Raw genomic sequence first — 18,284 nt, forward strand, 5'->3', positions numbered from 1 at the left:
TTTATAATGAAACTATACCTTCAATTGTAGAAACTTCTTTGTATTTACTAATCACATCGTCTGAGCTGTGCATCGTAACGTCTACAGAAACACTGGTAAATTTACCTGTTTTAGATTTTGTTGTTTTAATTACCGCGCCCATTCGATCAAAAGCTTTTTCGACACGCTCTACATTGTCTGCTACAGAAGGCACAATAAATTTGTATAAATATTCTGCTGGCCAAGTATTTGCGTTATCTAACTCTACTTTTAATCTTTCGTAAAATTCGGCGGTATTTTTTTCTTTATCGTTCTCCATTCGTAATTAAAAATAAACGCAAATATACGGTTTTGATTTTAGACTTTTGAGTTTAGATTTTAGATTTTTTTGGGGCTTAAAACTTTGTTTTAAAGGGACAAAGTTACAAAGGCACAAAGGTGCAGAGAAAAAAGCAATCAAAGATTATTTCTTTGTAAATTTTACGCTTATATTTGGGAAAAACAATACCTGCAATATTTCTCAAAAAGTTCCCCAGAAGGAAACATGTATCGTACTGTTTGTCATTTCGACAGAGGAGAAATGACAATATTGCGAAAAAACTTTGCGTCTTAGCGACTTTGCGAGATTAAAAACATTTATAATGAAAAAACTCCTTTTACTTTTTATCGCTCTTACCTTAAATTCAGTTCAAGCACAAGAAGTCAAAACACTGACTTATTTCCAAAACGACACTTTAAAACTAGATTTAGATTTGTATCTGCCAAAGAAAAAAGCAGGCGAGAAAATTCCGCTTATTATGTTTGCTTTCGGCGGCGGATTTTCTGGCGGAGAGCGTACAAGCGAAAAAGATTTTGGTTTATTCATGGCAAAAAATGGTTATGCTGTTGCAAGTATTTCATATAGTTTATATATGAAAGGAAAAGATTTTGGATGCAAAGGAACTTTAACCGAAAAAATAAAAGCAATCCAAATTGGTGTCAGCGATATGTGGCAAGCGACAGCTTTCTTGGTTGAGAATGCCGATAAATATAATCTTGACACTTCAAAAATCTTTATTTCTGGAATTAGCGCTGGTGCCGAAATTGGTTTCCACGCTTCCTTTTGGGATTACAAACTAATGAATTTATATAAAAGCAATCTGCCTGAAAGCTTTAAATACAAAGGCTTCATCGGAGGTTCAGGAGCGATTCAGGATATTAACTTGATTACGAAAGAAAAAGCAATTCCGATGTTATTGGCTCACGGAAGCAACGACGATACAGTTCCATACGCCGCAGGTTCACATCGTTCTTGCCCGACAAATGCTTCGGGCTGGCTGATTCTTTTTGGCTCTTATGCAGTTTACAATCAAATGAATGACTTGCATAAAGATATTGAACTCATCACTTTCTGCGGCGGCGGGCATGAATTCTCTGGTTATCTTTTCCACCAAGGACAGCAATATATTCTCGATTTTGTGAATGATGTTTTGAATGGAAAAAAATTTGAATCGCATGTGATTGTACCTTCTAAAAATGGGAAAAGTTCTGGAAAATATTCGTTTTGTGAATAATTCTTAAAGCAAAACAATGAAAGTTGATTATAAAAATTTTGAAATTGAAGTTATTGACAATAAAAATTACATTTTAAATTCAAGCAATAATTTACGTCAATATCAAAAAGTTTATTATGAAGAAAGTGAATTTCACTATAGTAGTAAGCACGCTATCATTATTAAAGAACATGGAATCGAGGTTTCAAATGCAATAATTTGTGAAACTGAGGGAGCAACAGGAATATATGAAAACTCATACATCATTGAAAATGATAAAATATGGATTCGTGTTTCCAATAAAATTTACTGTTTAAAAATTCCTTCATTAGAAATTATATGGCAAAAAGAGTTTGATCAATTCACCAACTTTTGTTTTTACAAACTTGAAGAAGATTTCCTTATTCATGGAGAATTAGAAATTTTCAGAATAACAAAAAATGGAGAGATTATCTGGCGTTTTGGAGGAAGAGATATTTGGGTAAATATTGGAAATAAAAAGCCTTTCAATATCGAAAGTGATAAAATACGATTATTTGATTTTGAATCTAATGAATACGTTCTTGATTTTGATGGAAACGTAATAGAAGATAATCCTAGAGTAATTATTCCAAAAGCCAAAAGAAAATGGTGGCAAATATTTGGCTAAAGCCAAAATTCTACATCTTCAAAAATTCCGTTGGTTAAAACCAACGGCAATTTAAATAAAAACTGCTCCAGCGGAGCAAAATATTTATAGCAAATACATCATACAGCATCAAAAAGCTCCAGCGGAGCGACATATAAATCACTCTAAATATGTCGCTCCGCTGGAGCTTTATATTAATAACGCATAATTTTTCTATAAATATGTCATCCCTCTGGGACTTTCTTCTTTTCAAAAGTTATCTTTTTAATAATTCCAAAAACAAAACCATCTCTCCTTTTTACCCCTGATGGAAGCGGAAATCCTTTTGCTTTTTTCTTTAAAAAGCAAAAGATTGGAGCGGACAGCAGGAACCCATGACTGCAAAAAATGCCAAATCTTTCGCTTCAAGTAAATATTCTTTTTAATTATAAATAAGTTTAGGTAAATTTGCGCTTTATTTTTAGAATAGTGCAAAAAGAAATTATAGTCTTGCTTGGCGGACCTGGTACTGGAAAATCAACACTTATTAACGAATTGGTAGCTCGTGGCTTTTGCTGCTATCCAGAAATCTCTAGACAGGTTACCATGAAAGCACAGCAGGAAGGCATTGAGCAGCTGTTTCTAGAACAGCCTCTTTTATTTAGCCAAATGTTGCTTGAAGGTCGTATAGAACAATACAAAAACGCTCTTGAAGAACCTGACAATGTGGTTTTTATTGACCGAGGAATTCCAGATGTTGTTGCTTATATGGATTATATTGGCGACGAATATCCGGAAAGTTTCGTTAAGGCTTGCGAGGACTATAAATATTCTAAAACTTTTATTCTGCCGCCATGGGAAGAAATTTACCAAAGCGACGCAGAGCGTTATGAAAATTTTGAACAGGCAGTTAAAATTCAGGAACATCTTGTTGAGACCTATAAAAAATACGGTTACGAACTAATTGAGGTTCCAAAAGATACGGTTGAAAACAGAATTCTTTATATCTTAGACAAAATTTAGCAAAAGGTTTTAAAGTTGCAAAACTAGAAGCTGTTTTCTAAATTTTTAACTTTAAAACTTACGCAATGCTCGGAGCGCAGGATATTCTTCTAAAATACTGGAAACACGACAGTTTTAGACCGTTGCAAAAAGAAATTATCGATTCGGTTCTTGAAGGACAGGATACTTTTGCGGTACTTCCGACAGGCGGCGGAAAATCGATTTGTTTTCAGGTTCCGGCCATGATGCAGGAAGGAATCTGTCTTGTTATTTCTCCTTTGATTGCTTTAATGAAAGATCAGGTTGCCAATCTGCAGAAAAGAGATATTAAAGCAATTGCTCTTACGGGCGGAATTCACACCGAAGAATTGATTGACCTTCTTGATAATTGTCAGTACGGAAACTACAAATTTCTCTACTTATCCCCAGAGCGTTTGCAATCAGATTGGATTCTGGAGCGCATTAAAAACCTTCCTATCAATTTAATTGCTATTGACGAAGCGCATTGTGTCTCGCAATGGGGTCATGATTTTAGGCCTGCATATCTTAAAATTTCGGATCTGAAAAAGTTCTTCCCTAAAATTCCGTTTTTAGCTCTGACTGCTACAGCAACTCCGAGAGTTATTGAAGATATTAGAACGCAGTTAGAATTAAAAAATCCGAAACATTTTCAGCAGTCATTTGAGCGAAAAAATATCGGTTACATGGTTTTTGAAGTCGAAGATAAATTATATCGTACTGAACAGATCCTTAAAAAGAATCCGCAGCCTTCTATTATATATGTACGAAATCGCAAAGCATGTTTGAATATGTCTTCGCAATTGCAATCTTTAGGTTTTACATCAACGTATTATCACGGCGGACTTTCGTCTAAAGAAAAAGACAAAAACATGCAGTTGTGGATGTCACAGCAAGCACAAGTTATTGTGGCAACAAATGCTTTTGGAATGGGAATTGACAAAGACAATGTTAAAACCGTTATTCATACACAGCTTCCAGAAAACATAGAAAACTATTATCAGGAGTCTGGCAGGGCGGGACGAAATGGCGAAAAAGCTTTTTCGGTTTTGCTTTACAATAATTCAGACATGATTCAGACCGAACAGCAGTTTATAAACATTCTTCCCGACAAGAAGTTTTTAAAAACAATGTACATCAAACTCTGTAATTATTTTCAGATTGCATATGGCGAAGGTCTAGATGAATCTTTTTCATTTAAGCTGAATCACTTTTGCAATAAATACGACTTCCCTACTCTTAAAACCTACAATTCTTTACAATTTTTAAATCAGCAGGGAATTATTACAATGTCTCAAGAATTCTCAGAAAAAATTAGCGCTCAATTTTTAATAGAATCTAAAGAAGTCATTCGATACATAAGTTTGAATCCGAATGACGAAGAGATTATACTGGCTATTTTGAGAACTTATCCTGGAATTTATGACGTTAAATCTAATCTGAATCTTGGTTTAATTGCTAAAAAATCTCATCACTCAGAAGAACAAGTTACAGCACTTTTAGAAAAGTTAAGAGAAAAAGAAATTATAGAATACAAGTCTAAAAACAACGACGCTACTATATTATTTAATGAAATCCGCGAGGATGATCTTACTATAAATAGAGTCTCGAAGTATTTAGAAAAACAAAACGAGGTTAAAAAAGAACAGCTTTTGTCGGTTCTTCATTATATAAAGGATAACAAAACCTGTAAAAACAGATTGGTTTTGAATTATTTTGGAGAAGAAACAACTGAAAATTGTGGCATATGTTCTTATTGCATTACACAAAAAGGAAAAATCACTGAAGCTGATTCGATTGCAGACAAAATCCTTTCTTTGCTCAAAACAGCTTCGTTGACTTCGAGAGAAATTGAAAATCAAATCAAAATGGACGCAAAAGACATTATTATGGTTCTTCAAGAATTGCTCGAAAACAATCATATCATTATACAAGCGAATAATAAATACACTTTAAAATCATAATGGAGAAATTGAGAATTATATTTATGGGAACACCAGAATTTGCCGTTGGCATTTTGGATACCATTATTAAAAATAACTATGACGTTGTTGGCGTAATTACTGCTGCAGACAAACCGGCGGGACGCGGACAAAAAATAAAATATTCGGCTGTAAAAGAATATGCACTTGCCAACAATCTTACTCTGTTACAACCAACCAATTTAAAAGACGAAAATTTCTTAGCAGAATTAAAAGCGTTAAATGCTAATCTACAAATCGTAGTTGCTTTTAGAATGCTGCCAAAAGTTGTTTGGGAAATGCCAAGTTTAGGAACTTTTAATCTTCATGCTTCGTTATTGCCAAATTACCGTGGAGCTGCTCCTATCAACTGGGCTATTATTAATGGAGAAACTAAAACTGGTGTTACAACATTCTTTATTGATGATAAAATTGATACCGGAGCTATGATTTTAAATTCTGAAATCAATATTGAACCAGAAGAAACGGCAGGACAACTGCATGATCGTTTAATGGAATTAGGAAGCACGACTGTAATTGATACTTTAAAAGTTATAGAAAGCGGAAATGTAACCACAACAATCCAAGAAGATAACGACAATATTAAAACAGCTTATAAGTTAAACAAGGAAAACTGTAAAATTGACTGGACGAAATCTGGCGCAGAAATTAATAATTTGATTCGAGGCTTAAGCCCATATCCTGCTTCTTGGTGTTATTTAAAAGATCAAAATGAAGAACTTAACATAAAAATTTACGAAGCAAAACTAATCTCAGAATCACATTCTTATGAGACCGGAAAGTTAATTAGCAGTAAAAAAGAAATCAAGATTGCAATAAAAGAGGGCTTTATTCAGTTATTAAGTCTACAATTTCCAGGAAAAAAGAGAATGCTTGCTTCAGAATTATTAAATGGAGTGAGTTTTTCAGATGCTGCAAAAGTGTATTAAGGTCAGTAAAACAGGGGTTTGTACCTGTTTTTCATCGATAAACAACACTCTTTATGAACAAAAAAAGCAAGTTATTAACATTTTTTGCTAAAAATAAAGAAAACACTTGCACGCAACGGATTTCCTACTAAATTTGTGTATTAACAATTTTTTTTAACCAACAATTAATAACTAATTATTATGAACAAATCAGAATTAATCGATGCTATCGCTGCTGATGCAGGAATTACAAAAGCTGCGGCGAAATTAGCTTTAGAGTCTTTTTTAGGTAATGTAGGAACTACTTTGAAAAAAGGTGGAAGAGTTTCATTAGTAGGTTTCGGATCATGGTCAGTATCTTCAAGAGCTGCTAGAGACGGTAGAAACCCTCAAACAGGAAAAACTATCAAAATCGCAGCTAAAAACGTTGTAAAATTTAAAGCTGGTGCTGAATTAGAAGGTGCAGTGAACTAAGTAAGAAAGTTCTCTAAACTTATAATATAATTAAAACCTTCCTTCTGGAAGGTTTTTTTATGCGGTTTAACGATTTTTTTTGTGATTTTAATTTTTTTATGATTAAATTTAATAAAAATTGTAACCGTATGATTTCAGAAAAATTAAAAAAAGGACACCTGCTTATTGCCGAGCCTTCAATAATTGGAGATTTATCTTTTAATAGATCGGTAATTTTATTAGCAGACCATAACAAAGAAGGATCAATAGGTTTTATAATTAACAAGCCATTAAAATATACCATTAATGACTTGATTCCTGAGATTGATGCTAACTTTAAGATATATAACGGCGGCCCTGTAGAACAAGACAACCTTTATTTTATTCACAATATTCCTGAGTTGATCCCAAATAGTGTTGAGATTTCAAACGGGATTTATTGGGGTGGCGATTTTGAGTCAACCAAAGACTTAATAAACAACGGATCTATTAGTAAAAATAATATTCGTTTTTTCTTAGGCTACACTGGCTGGGAAGAAAATCAGCTTGAGAATGAGATGCAAGGAAACTCTTGGATTATTGCTGATAATAATTACAAAAATAAAATTATCGGAAAATCTACTACCCATTTTTGGAAAGAGCAGATTATTGAGCTTGGCGGTGATTATCTTATTTGGTCTAATGCACCAGAAAATCCATATCTGAATTAATTTTCAGAAATGGATTCGTTTAGTCGCTGCACTAATAAATGAGCCAGATTTGTTGTAAACTCCTTTTTTCGATATTTAGTTATCGGCTGTATTCCCGTGATTACATTAGTCAGAAATAATTCGTCTGCTTTTTGAAGATCAAAAGGCGAAATTATATCTTCTACAACTTCTATGCCTTCAACTTTTTTAGCCAATGCTAAAATTTGCTTGCGCATAATCCCGTTTAAAGCACCTTCTGAAACTGGAGGTGTAATAAGCTTGTTACCTGTTACCATAAAAACATTCCCCTGAAGTGCTTCTACAACATTTTTACTATCATTCAGTAAAATACAATTCGCAAGATCATTTTCACTCGCATAAATACTTCCTGTAATATTGATCATCTTATTTGTTGTTTTAAGAGATGATAATAATTGTTTTGTCACATAGAAGTCTTTATACAAATCTACTTCGTATTCGTTTGCATTTATACTGTAGGCTTTATTTCCAAGAGAAATGGCATTGATTAAGAATGAAATATCATTGCTTTTTGGAAGATACAAACCGCCATCATTTCTAAAAACAGTAATTCTTGCGCGTGCTGAAGAGGCAATATTTAATTGATTAACCAAATTAAGAATTTGCTCTTCAAAATATTCCATTGTAAAATCCATAGGAATCGTCATTCTAACTACACGCATTGAAGCCATTAATCTAAAATAATGATCTTCAAGGAACAAGATTTTTCCGTTGACAATTTTTACTGTTTCGAAAATTCCGTCACCATACAAAAAAGCGCGGTTTAGAGTTAGTATATTATCTTCCTTCGCTATATTTCCGTTAAAATTAATCATAAAAAAACCCTGAATTTTGTTCAGGGCAAATATAAGGTATAAAATAGACTTTTACTAAACAGATCCTATAAGATGTTTTAGATCTGAGATTTGATTCTCCCACAATTGTTTAGCTTCTCCCAATTCATCTTTATCGGCAAAATCAACTACCATTAACGATACATCTTTAGTCAATTCATCTACTAAAATATGAAGTTCAAAAAAGTACTCAGTATCCTTACTGCTGTCATCAACCCATTTAAATTTTACTTTTTCTCCAGATTTTTTTGAAGCCAGACGCGCTTTTTCTTGTGAATCATTCCACATAAAGGTAAAAAACTCACCTCTTGAATTAACATTGTCAGCAAACCATTCTTGTAAACCTGACGGAGTTGATATATATTGATACAATAATTGCGGCGAAGAATTGATCGGAAACTCGATTTCGTAACGTATTTTTGAATCCATGTGCTACTTTTAATTTTTTCGAAATATAAGAATATATGTCCAAAAACAATGCATTTTTAAAAATATTTTTTTTTCTTCATTTTATGCTTGTATGCTTTAATAATATTTATATCTTTGCACCCGCAATCAGGAATTCATGATAGCAGTCCAGGCGAGGTAGCTCAGTTGGTTAGAGCGCAGGATTCATAACCCTGAGGTCACGGGTTCAACTCCCGTCCTCGCTACTAGAAGGTAAAACCCTTAGACAGAAATGTTTAAGGGTTTTTTATTATTTTTAAATAAAAAACAATCCTAATTTTATGGAAGGAGAAATTAATTTAAGTACTATTTTAAAGAATCTTAATCCTGTTCTTAATGAAGGAAAATATGTTTTTACAAAAGTTGATGCTCTAGATCAGATTCCTTTTTCAAAGATTTTGTTTCTATTTAAAGAAAAAGAAGGAATCACTTTAGTATTAGAAAAACGCTTTGCAGAAGAGCTAAATCTTACTTTCTCTTATATTGCTTCTTGGATAACTTTAGAAGTTCATTCTTCTTTGGCCGCTGTAGGTTTAACTGCTGCATTTTCTCAAGCATTAGGAAATGCAAATATTAGCTGCAATGTTGTCGCGGCATATTTACACGACCATATCTTTGTTGATGAGAATGATGCTGTGAAAGCAATGGAAGTACTCCTGAAATTAAAACAAGAAAGTAAAAATTCTTTGTAATTAAAAAATCAAAAAATAACCGCAATAACTCCCATTAAAATAGTTATTTTGCAGATGCAATTTTATAACATATGGACATAGTAAAATTTAAGATCACATCTAAAACGATCAAAGTAGAAGTACGTAATTCTAACAATTATGTTTTTAATTTCAATACTGCTTTGGATATTGCCAAAGAAGATAAAGATGTTTTATTAAAACTTTACAACGCATTAGATCTTCTTTTTAAGAAAGAGCAAATTAGCGAAAACAAAAATTACATTTCGCCAAATCAGACTAATATATTAGACCAGATTTCTGCCGCAGATTTGGAAAAGGAAAACCAATAATTGTTTTTATTGTCCTTTCCTTAATACTTATTAAAAGAATACCAAAAGTCCTTGAATAAAACATTCAGGGACTTTCTTTTTTTTGCTATTTTCTCTTCTCGTCAAAAAGCAGTAATTTTATCTGTATCCATAAAAAAAGCATTTTCTGTATCTGTACCCAAGTTTTTAATAGCAATAATTTTGCTAAAAAAAGATATGGAACCTAAAGCAGTAACACAGAAAAAAACAACATTTAGAGAAGTTTATGTATTTGATATGGAGATTTTGCAAAACATCTTCATTCAGAACATGCGTGAAAAAGCTGAAGATAAAATGCTTTTTGGAATGCCTTTTCTTCTCTGCGAAAAAGACAATGAAATAAATTCGTTTGCCAGTTTAGTATTGGATGAAAATAATGAAATCGAATTTAAAATTTATGATAACGGAAGTTTGACAAATGAAGACAAAGCAGCATTTAATGACTACATCAAAAATTTTCTAACGAAAAAAAGAAGTGCCAATTTTAATAATGCGGAACAACTAAAAAAAAGTACCGAACATTTTATTCATTATCTAAACCTTTAAACGCTTAAGAAAAAGCACAATGAAGAATCAAGAAACATTATATTTAAAAATTGCCAAAATCATTGAAGACCAGATTCACACTGAAACTCTGGTGCTTGGCGATAAATTGCCTTCAGTACGAAGCGCACAAAAATTGTATAATGTTAGTTTAAACACCATTAAACAGGCATATTTAGAGCTGGAAAGCCGTTCGCTCATAGAGTCGCGTCCAAAAACAGGATATTATGTGAGTAAGAGTTCACAGCGCACAAAGGGGCTTCCAACGGTTGCAAGTATAGACAATCATGAAACAGAAAATACACCCGAAGAACTTATTGATAAAGTTTTCGGTACCATCAATCAAACCGATGTGACACAATTTGCACTTGGGTTACCTGGAAAAAATTTTCTTCCAATTGCAAAACTTAACAAAGGAATCATCAATGCTGTACGAAATAGAAGTGACGCCGGCACAACCTACGAACCCGTTCAAGGATCTGAAGAACTTCGACGTGCCATTGCAAAATGGGCACTTGTTATGGAAGGAAAAATTACCGAAGATGATCTTGTAATTACTTCTGGTGCTATGCATGCCATGTACAATGCACTTATGGCCGTGACATCTCCAGGAGATAGTGTTGCTGTAGAAAGTCCTGCTTATTTTGGAATACTTCAAGCCATTAAGGCATTAGGTTTAAAAGCTGTTGAAATTCCGACCCATCCTTTGTATGGAATAGATCTCGACGCTTTAAAAAAAGTAATGCCTGAAATAAAGGCCTGTTGTTTTGTTACCAATTTTAATAATCCGATGGGGTTTCAAATGCCTGATGAAAACAAACAGGAATTGGTAAGACTAATTACTCAGTACAACATTCCATTAATTGAAGACGATATTTACGGCAATCTTTACTTTGGTTCAGAGCGCCCTAAACCTTGCAAATTTTATGACGAAGCTGGTTTGGTTTTATGGATCGGATCTGTTTCTAAAACGCTTGCTCCCGGATATCGTGTTGGATGGATTGCTCCCGGAAAATTTAAAGATAAAATTATACGTCAAAAGCTAGTTCAAACAGTTTGCAATTCTTCTTTATATTCAGATGTAATTGCAGATTTCTTAGAACACGGACGTTACGATCATCATCTGAGGTCTTTTAGAAATAAGCTTTACAATAATTATCTTCAGATTAGTCGTGCAGTAGAATCTTATTTTCCGGATAACACTAAAATAGCACAACCAAAAGGCGGCTTTATGTTATGGCTAGAATTAGATGAAAGAATTTCTACAACAGAATTATACAACACTGCCCTAGCCCAAAATATCGTCTTTGCGCCAGGAAGAATTTTTTCGCAGTACAATCAATACAACAACTGCATGCGATTAACCTATGTCTTAGAATGGAATGAACGAGTAGATTCTGATTTGGAAAAATTGGGCAGAATGATAAAAAACAGTATTTAATAGCATTATGAAGAATAAAGATCAAGTAGAAATAACAACTTACAAACCCAAATATCTAAAAAGCTTTAAGGATTTAAATATAGAATGGATTTCAACTTATTTTGAGGTTGAACCCAATGATGTAAAAGCGCTCGATCATGCTGAAGAATATATTATAGACAAAGGTGGTGAAATATTTTCTGCAGTTTTAAACGATGAAGTATTAGGCGTTTGTGCTTTAATCAAAAGTGACGGAAAAAACTATGATTACGAATTGGCAAAAATGGCTGTAAGTCCAAAAGCGCAAGGAAAAGGCGTTGGATTATTACTGGCTGAATCGGCAATGAAATGGGCTACAGACAAAGGCGCTTCAAGAATCTATCTGGAAAGCAACACCAAACTGAAACCTGCTATAAAATTATATGAAAAATTAGGTTTTAAAAAAATAACAGGTCTTTCTTCGGCTTACAATAGAGTAGATATTCAAATGATGCTTGTACTTAATTCCGAAACTGGACTATAACTTTATAAAAAAAGTGGACTATTGAAACTTTTTCGATCTCAAATAAATTTGCGGTAAATTTCAAAAAGAATGAATATACATATAGTACAGCACGAAACATATGAGGCTCCGGGAGCTTATCTGAATTGGGCAGAAAATAGAAATTATAAAATATCTTTTTCGAAAGTTTTTAAAAATGAAGCACTCCCCGATTCTGTTGAATTTATCGATATGCTTATTGTAATGGGCGGACCTCAAAGCCCAAATACAACTCTCGAAGAATGTCCGCATTTTAATGCTAAAGCCGAAATTACTCTGATTCAAAAATGTATTTCTGCAGAAAAAACTGTTGTTGGCGTTTGTTTAGGTTCCCAATTAATTGGTGAAGCTTTAGGAGCAAAATTCGATCATAGTCCAGAGAAAGAAATTGGCGTTTTCTCAATAACTTTAACTGAAAACGGATTAAAAGACGAAAAAGTAAATCATTTTGGCAAAAGTCTTAACGTTGGCCACTGGCACAACGATATGCCTGGCTTAACAAAAGAAAGCGAAATCCTTGCTTTTAGCGAAGGCTGTCCGATTCAAATTGTTTCATATTCTAATCTTGTTTACGGATTTCAATGCCACATGGAATTAACAACCGAGGTAGTTGCTCTTTTAATTGAAAGTGAAACTGAATTGTTGGCTAAAAGTAAAAAACATCAATTTGTTCAGAATCCAAAAGAAATTCTTTCCTACGATTATACCGAAATGAATGAAAAATTATTTCAGTTTCTTGATAAACTTATCGCAGATTATAAAAACTAGAATTTCTTATTTACAATAAAACAAACCCTTGAATGAAAACATTTAAGGGTTTTTATTTGAATTAAATTGTAACATTTATCAAACAAAAGCGTCAAATCTAAAATTAAATTACGGTTCTTTGTAACTTATTACATTCTCACTTGCGTTTACTCAAATTCTGAATACAATAATATTGACTCCAATGAGTTTAGAACTAGGAATCTAGTCACGATATTTTCGTTATGGACAATAAGAAATTTATTTTAAGTTTAAAAAAAGGTAATGAAGCAGCTTTCAAAGAAGTCTACTTCAACTATTACGATAAACTTATAAATATTGCCAAACGATTTAATTCTTCTGTATTTACTCCCGAAGATTTTGTTCAAGAGACTTTTATAAGATTATATAATAAAAGAGAACTGCTTAACGAAGAGGTGCTGTTCGACAAACAGATATTTGTTATCTGCAAAAACATCATTATTAATCACATTAACAGAGAAAGTAAAATAATACAGCTTAATCCTGCTCAAGTTGACGTGCCTGAGGAAGAAACAGATTTCGGAATTTTTGAAGAAAGACAAGAAAAGCTTCAAAATTTCATTAGTCAGCTTCCAGAACAGCAGCAAAAAATATTTACTTTACATAAACTGGAAAACCTTAGCTATAAGGAGATTGCAGAAATAACGGATCTTTCTGAGAAGACCATTGCCAATCATATTTATCTCGCCAGTAAATTTATTCGAAAAAAAATAGAAAACCATTAGGAACTTTTTAGTTCTCGTTTGTTATACTTAAAAACAAGAACTAAAAATGCACATTGAAGCGTATAAAACTAATGTTAGAACAAAAAAAGACGCAAGTTTACTTGTAGCTCTTTTGCAGTTTGTTATTTCTGACTGTATTATAAATTTCGATCATCAAGGACAGGAAAATATCTTGAAAATCGAAACCAACCGCGACATTAAAGAAATGGTTTACCGTGTTTTTAATAAACATGGATTTCAGTGTCAAATCATTTAATAGCTAAAAAAAATGAATCAAGAAAAATTTGATGAGGAATTTGAAAAGTTATGGAATGAAAAACCTGAAGCACATTCAGATAATAAAAAAGAAGCTTCGTGGGAACAATTTCATGCTAAAACATTTTCAGAGAAGAAAAGAAAATTTAAGCCTTGGCGTATTTATGCGGCGGCTTCGGTTTTGCTTTTTGTTCTTATTGGAACTGGAATTTACTTTAACCAAGAACCTACTGCCGAAAACATAGTTCTTGCCGAAAACGTAATTGAAAATACTACCTCAGCAATAAAGTTTATTGTTTTACCAGATAGCTCAAAAGTCGAGTTAAGTCCGAAATCTAAAATTTCTTTCGGGCAAAATTTCGCTTCAAACAGAAAAATAGAAATTGTAGGTCAAGCTTATTTTAAGGTAAAAAAAGACAAACAGCATCCTTTTCAAGTTTTCTGCAACGAAACAACAACTACTGTTTTAGGAACTTCATTTACAGTTAAAGAATCTGAAAACAAAGAAGTAACTGTTGAACTTTTTGAAGGAAGTGTTCAAATGAATGTGAAAGGCAAAGATCAAAAATGGATCTTGAAACCAGGTGAAAAATTTACTTATGGAAACCAAATTGCTTCAGTAACAGAATTTAGCCACTTTGTAGATTTTGACAACGAAAACCTTTCTGCAGTAAGCCTTTATATTGAAGAAAACTATGGTTACAAGGTGATTCTTCCTAAAGAAAATATGAATCAGAAAATCACGATTCGAATCAATAAAAAAGAAGATTTAAAAACAATTGTACAATTATTATCAGAAATGTATAACCTAAACTTTGAAATAAATGAAGATTTAAAACAGATCACTTTTCAATAAAAACAAGAAAGGATGTAAGCCGCGAAACTACACATCCTCCTAATTTTCAGGATAACACGAGGTTAATCCGTTTAATAATATTCAAAAATACAAAATTTCATGAAGCATATAATTTCAGCGTGCTTTTTTTTATTCAGTTTAGGAATGTCTGCTCAGAGCGTCACAGTAACTGTAGATCAAAATGTAACTTTAAAAGAATTCTTCAAACAAATTGAAAGTCAAACCGACTTTAAATTTGCTTTTACAGATCAGATTGATACTAATAAAAAGTATTTTAATAAAAAAAGCACTTTTAAGAATACCGAAGTTAACAAGCTTATTGCGGAATTAAATCAAACTTCATCTGTACAATTTACGATCGTTGGCAGCAATATTTTTGTAAAGCAGAAATCTCAAGTTCAAAAACCTGCCAAAAAAAAAAGTAAGCTAACCGGTCACGTTTATGACGATGAAAGACAACCTGTTATTGGTGCCAACATTTACATAAAAGAATTAGAGACTGGTGTTGTTACAGATCCCGACGGAAAATATAGCATTGATGTACCAAACGGAAGTTATACTGTTCAGGTTAGTTATGTTGGATTTAAAAATGAAGAAAAACGTGTTTCTGTTTCCGATGATACCAAAGTCAATTTCAATATTGATTCTGACAGCCAGCAATTGGGAGAAGTTATTATCATGAATAATAAGGCGGTTGACATTAAAAATACTCAAATGAGTGTTAATAAGCTTTCGATGCAGGAAATCAAAAAAATTCCTGTTGCAATGGGTGAACCTGATCCGTTAAAATCAATCTTAACTTTACCAGGAGTTACCAATGCTGGAGAAGCTTCTTCGGGATTTAATGTCCGCGGTGGTGCTGCAGATCAGAATTTGATTCTTTTAGATGGCGCTCCTGTTTATGCAGACTCACATATGTTTGGTTTCTTTTCTATTTTTAATGCCGATATTGTTAATGGTTTAGATTTATATAAAGGAGGAATTCCGTCAAAGTTTGGAGGACGTGTTTCTTCTGTTCTAGATGTTACCCAACAAACGGGAGATTTTGAAGAATATAAAGTAAACGGAGGAATTGGTTTAATCTCTAGCCGATTATTGGTTCAAGGTCCTTTAGAAAAAGAAAAAGGTTCGTTTATTCTTTCTGGACGTGCTTCGTATGCGCATTTGTTTATGAAACTAGCAGACAATAATAACTCTGCCATGTTTTATGATTTGAATGCTAAATTAAATTATCGTTTTAATGCTAAGAATACGCTATCCTTTTCTGGGTATTTCGGAAATGATATATTTGATATTAGTGACCGTTTCGCAAGCACTTACGGAAGCACAATGGGAATCTTAAGCTGGAAACATAAGTTTTCTGATCGTTTGAACAGTAATCTATCTACTTTCTACAGTGATTATAGATTTAATTTAGAAATTCCGATCGAAAGTTTTAAATGGGACAGCAATATTGCGAGTTACGGATTGAAATACAATTGGAATTTCCAGCAATCTGAGAAGTTTAAAATCAATTATGGTATTGATGGTTTGTACTACAATTTCAATCCTGGAGTTGTAAAACCGACTTCGCCAGATTCTCAGTTTAATTATATGCAACTGGATAAAAAATATGCGTTAGAAGCTTCTGCTTTTGTTGATTTTGAAAATCAGATTACAGAGAAACTGAACTTCCGTTACGGACTTCGTTACAGCATGTTTTACCGTTTAGGAGATGAAACTATCAGCACTTACGAAAATAATCAGGCGGTTGTATACAATCCGTTATATAAAATCTATGAAGAGGGAACGCCAAACGGAAGCATCTCATACGGAAAAGGAAAAACCATCAGTAAGTTTAATAATTTTGAACCTCGAGCTGCTCTTTCTTATGCTTTTAATGACGAAAATTCGATTAAAGCAAGCTACAACCGAATGGCACAATACATTCATATTTTATCAAACACACAGTCTCCGTTGCCAATGAGCATCTGGACACCAAGCGGACCTTTTACAAAACCTCAACTTTTGGATCAGTATGCGATGGGATATTTTAGAAATTTCAGAGACGGCGACTACTCTTTAGAAACAGAATTATTTTATAAAAATGTTCAAAATCGTATTGATTATATTGACGGCGCTGATGTCTTGGCTAACAACAATATTGAGCAGGTTATTCTAAACGGAAAAGCCAGATCGTATGGTATGGAATTATTGTTTAGAAAAAACACTGGCGTTTTCACAGGATGGATTTCTTATACTTTGTCTAGAGCAGAACAAAAAACACCTGGAAGAACTCCAGAAGAACCAGGAATTGCAAATGGCGACTGGTATTTGTCAGGTTATGATAAACTGCATAATTTAAGTATTGTAGGAAGTTATGAACTGAATCCGAAATGGTCTTTTAATGGAAATTTCACTTTACAATCAGGCCAGCCTGTAACGTATGCCAATGGATATTACGAAATGGGAGGTATTCACGTTCCAAATTATTCTTTGAGAAATGAAAACAGATTACCGCTTTTCCATCACCTAGATGTTGCGGCAACTTATACTCCGAAACCAGACAAAAAGAAAGGATGGCAAAGCTATTGGGTATTTAGCCTTTACAATATTTACAACAGAAAAAATGCTGCTTCTATGAGTTTTACAACCAATGAAGATACGGGAGCAAATGAAACTAGAAGACTTTCGATTTTCGGAATTGTACCTGGAGTTTCTTATAATTTTAAATTTTAATGCTATGAATAAATTGAAAAAATATACGATAATGAATAGAGCACTGGCATTAATAAGTCTTCTTTTTGTTTTCTCTTTTGCTTCTTGCGAAGATGTGGTGAATCTGGATCTGGAAACTGGCGAAACAAAACTGGTTATTGATGCTGAAATTATCTGGAAGAAAGGAACCGACGGAAAGGAACAAACTATAAAAATTAGTAAAACGGCTCCTTATTACAACAATTCTACGCCAAAAGTTTCTGGCGCGCAAGTACGAGTAGAAAACAGTAACGGAGATGTTTTTACCTTTAACGAAACCGAAGCGGGAGTTTACAAATGCACTAATTTTGTTCCTGTAATTGATATGGATTACAAATTATTTATTACTGCTGAAGGACAAAGTTTTACTGCAACAGAAAAGTTAACTTCGACAACTCCAATCACTAAAATCGAACAAAATATTGTTCCCGATTTTGGCGGAAAAGATGTAATCGAACTGACCTTTTATTACAACGACCCAGCAGATCAAACCAATTTTTACGTAACAGATTATCAAAGCTCATTCTTGATTTACCCAGAATATGAAATTACAAATGATGAGTTTTATAACGGAAACGAAATTAGCACGAGATACTCTAAAGAAGACAAAATGAAATCTGGAAATACAGTAAAAATTACACACAGAGGCGTTTCTAAAAACTTCTTTAATTACTGGAAATTAATTTTAGAAGCTTCAAATTCAAATCCTTTTTCTGTACCTCCAGGAAACATTAGAGGAAATATTGTAAATACTTCTGATGCTAATAATTTCGCCTTTGGCTATTTTAGACTTTGCGAAGCTGATCAGGTTGATTATTTGGTGAAATAATTTTTTATATGTCGCTCCTCTGGAGCTTTTTGATACTTGCATCTGAATTTGCTATAAATATTTTG

The 18,284-nt window shown here is 33.1% G+C and carries 21 protein-coding genes and 1 tRNA gene; 19 read left to right on the forward strand and 3 right to left on the reverse strand.

All coding sequences use genetic code 11. From position 1 onward, the window contains the following. Position 1: 1 nt before the first annotated feature. Complete coding sequence (locus tag AC5ZCW_RS11215) at positions 2 to 298, reverse strand: DUF493 family protein (protein ID WP_066033683.1); 297 nt, start codon at positions 296 to 298, stop codon at positions 2 to 4. 322 nt (positions 299 to 620) lie between these two features. On the opposite strand from AC5ZCW_RS11215, the gene AC5ZCW_RS11220 reads away from it, so the two are divergent. From AC5ZCW_RS11220 to AC5ZCW_RS11250, 7 genes are all read left to right on the forward strand, one after another. After that, entirely contained in the window at positions 621 to 1,532 is a 912-nt protein-coding gene (locus tag AC5ZCW_RS11220) for an alpha/beta hydrolase family protein (RefSeq protein ID WP_496119825.1), read from the forward strand. Positions 1,533 to 1,548: 16 nt separating this feature from the next. Next, on the forward strand, positions 1,549 to 2,160 hold the full coding sequence (locus AC5ZCW_RS11225) for a hypothetical protein (RefSeq protein WP_496119827.1): 612 nt from the start codon (positions 1,549 to 1,551) through the stop codon (positions 2,158 to 2,160). Between the two features lie 447 nt (positions 2,161 to 2,607). Next, entirely contained in the window at positions 2,608 to 3,141 is a 534-nt protein-coding gene (locus AC5ZCW_RS11230) for an AAA family ATPase (RefSeq protein WP_177212237.1), read from the forward strand. A 65-nt stretch (positions 3,142 to 3,206) separates the two neighbouring features. Beyond that, a complete protein-coding gene (locus AC5ZCW_RS11235) occupies positions 3,207 to 5,102 on the forward strand; it encodes a RecQ family ATP-dependent DNA helicase (RefSeq protein WP_343544978.1) in 1,896 nt (631 codons plus the stop codon). Continuing rightward, positions 5,102 to 6,049 carry a methionyl-tRNA formyltransferase gene (gene fmt / locus AC5ZCW_RS11240; protein ID WP_343544977.1) on the forward strand — a complete coding sequence of 316 codons (948 nt, stop codon included), beginning with the start codon at positions 5,102 to 5,104 and terminating at the stop codon, positions 6,047 to 6,049. The genes AC5ZCW_RS11235 and fmt overlap by 1 nt, the downstream gene beginning before the upstream one ends. Positions 6,050 to 6,229: 180 nt before the next feature. Beyond that, a complete protein-coding gene (locus tag AC5ZCW_RS11245; RefSeq protein ID WP_008464760.1) occupies positions 6,230 to 6,502 on the forward strand; it encodes an HU family DNA-binding protein in 273 nt (90 codons plus the stop codon). A 128-nt stretch (positions 6,503 to 6,630) separates the two neighbouring features. Continuing rightward, on the forward strand, positions 6,631 to 7,191 hold the full coding sequence (locus AC5ZCW_RS11250) for a YqgE/AlgH family protein (protein WP_008464759.1): 561 nt from the start codon (positions 6,631 to 6,633) through the stop codon (positions 7,189 to 7,191). On the opposite strand, the gene AC5ZCW_RS11255 is transcribed toward AC5ZCW_RS11250, so the two are convergent. Beyond that, complete coding sequence (locus AC5ZCW_RS11255; protein ID WP_343544976.1) at positions 7,188 to 8,024, reverse strand: aminotransferase class IV; 837 nt, start codon at positions 8,022 to 8,024, stop codon at positions 7,188 to 7,190. The genes AC5ZCW_RS11250 and AC5ZCW_RS11255 overlap by 4 nt on opposite strands. Before the next feature lie 54 nt (positions 8,025 to 8,078). Next, entirely contained in the window at positions 8,079 to 8,471 is a 393-nt protein-coding gene (locus AC5ZCW_RS11260; protein ID WP_095929482.1) for an START-like domain-containing protein, read from the reverse strand. 150 nt (positions 8,472 to 8,621) lie between these two features. Between AC5ZCW_RS11260 and AC5ZCW_RS11265 the strand changes: the two genes are divergently transcribed. The 12 genes from AC5ZCW_RS11265 to AC5ZCW_RS11320 all read left to right on the forward strand — a co-directional run bounded on the left by AC5ZCW_RS11265 (position 8,622) and on the right by AC5ZCW_RS11320 (position 18,219). Beyond that, positions 8,622 to 8,695 (forward strand) — tRNA-Met (locus AC5ZCW_RS11265). A 75-nt stretch (positions 8,696 to 8,770) separates the two neighbouring features. After that, positions 8,771 to 9,181: an ACT domain-containing protein gene (locus AC5ZCW_RS11270; RefSeq protein WP_343544975.1), complete on the forward strand. Its 411-nt coding sequence runs from the start codon at positions 8,771 to 8,773 to the stop codon at positions 9,179 to 9,181. A gap of 71 nt (positions 9,182 to 9,252) precedes the next feature. Beyond that, entirely contained in the window at positions 9,253 to 9,510 is a 258-nt protein-coding gene (locus tag AC5ZCW_RS11275) for a hypothetical protein (protein ID WP_281633763.1), read from the forward strand. A 195-nt stretch (positions 9,511 to 9,705) separates the two neighbouring features. Beyond that, positions 9,706 to 10,074, forward strand: coding sequence for a hypothetical protein (locus AC5ZCW_RS11280; RefSeq protein WP_496119833.1), 369 nt, complete (start codon positions 9,706 to 9,708; stop codon positions 10,072 to 10,074). Positions 10,075 to 10,093: 19 nt separating this feature from the next. Then, the gene (locus tag AC5ZCW_RS11285) at positions 10,094 to 11,512 is read left to right on the forward strand and encodes an aminotransferase-like domain-containing protein (protein WP_496119835.1); all 1,419 of its coding nucleotides are present in this window, start codon (positions 10,094 to 10,096) and stop codon (positions 11,510 to 11,512) included. 7 nt (positions 11,513 to 11,519) lie between these two features. Next, positions 11,520 to 12,014 carry a GNAT family N-acetyltransferase gene (locus AC5ZCW_RS11290; protein ID WP_496119837.1) on the forward strand — a complete coding sequence of 165 codons (495 nt, stop codon included), beginning with the start codon at positions 11,520 to 11,522 and terminating at the stop codon, positions 12,012 to 12,014. Between the two features lie 69 nt (positions 12,015 to 12,083). Continuing rightward, entirely contained in the window at positions 12,084 to 12,800 is a 717-nt protein-coding gene (locus AC5ZCW_RS11295; protein WP_496119839.1) for a type 1 glutamine amidotransferase, read from the forward strand. A gap of 221 nt (positions 12,801 to 13,021) precedes the next feature. Then, positions 13,022 to 13,543 carry an RNA polymerase sigma factor gene (locus tag AC5ZCW_RS11300; RefSeq protein ID WP_496119841.1) on the forward strand — a complete coding sequence of 174 codons (522 nt, stop codon included), beginning with the start codon at positions 13,022 to 13,024 and terminating at the stop codon, positions 13,541 to 13,543. Positions 13,544 to 13,589: 46 nt separating this feature from the next. Next, the gene (locus tag AC5ZCW_RS11305) at positions 13,590 to 13,799 is read left to right on the forward strand and encodes a hypothetical protein (protein ID WP_496119843.1); all 210 of its coding nucleotides are present in this window, start codon (positions 13,590 to 13,592) and stop codon (positions 13,797 to 13,799) included. A 12-nt stretch (positions 13,800 to 13,811) separates the two neighbouring features. Beyond that, entirely contained in the window at positions 13,812 to 14,654 is an 843-nt protein-coding gene (locus tag AC5ZCW_RS11310; protein ID WP_496119845.1) for a FecR family protein, read from the forward strand. Between the two features lie 99 nt (positions 14,655 to 14,753). Further along, positions 14,754 to 17,372 (forward strand): TonB-dependent receptor, encoded by a 2,619-nt coding sequence (locus tag AC5ZCW_RS11315; protein WP_496119847.1) that lies wholly within the window; start codon positions 14,754 to 14,756, stop codon positions 17,370 to 17,372. A gap of 31 nt (positions 17,373 to 17,403) precedes the next feature. Further along, a complete protein-coding gene (locus AC5ZCW_RS11320; RefSeq protein WP_496119849.1) occupies positions 17,404 to 18,219 on the forward strand; it encodes a DUF4249 domain-containing protein in 816 nt (271 codons plus the stop codon). Positions 18,220 to 18,284 lie beyond the last annotated feature (65 nt).

The sequence above is a fragment of the Flavobacterium sp. PLA-DH12 genome (genome assembly GCF_059511845.1).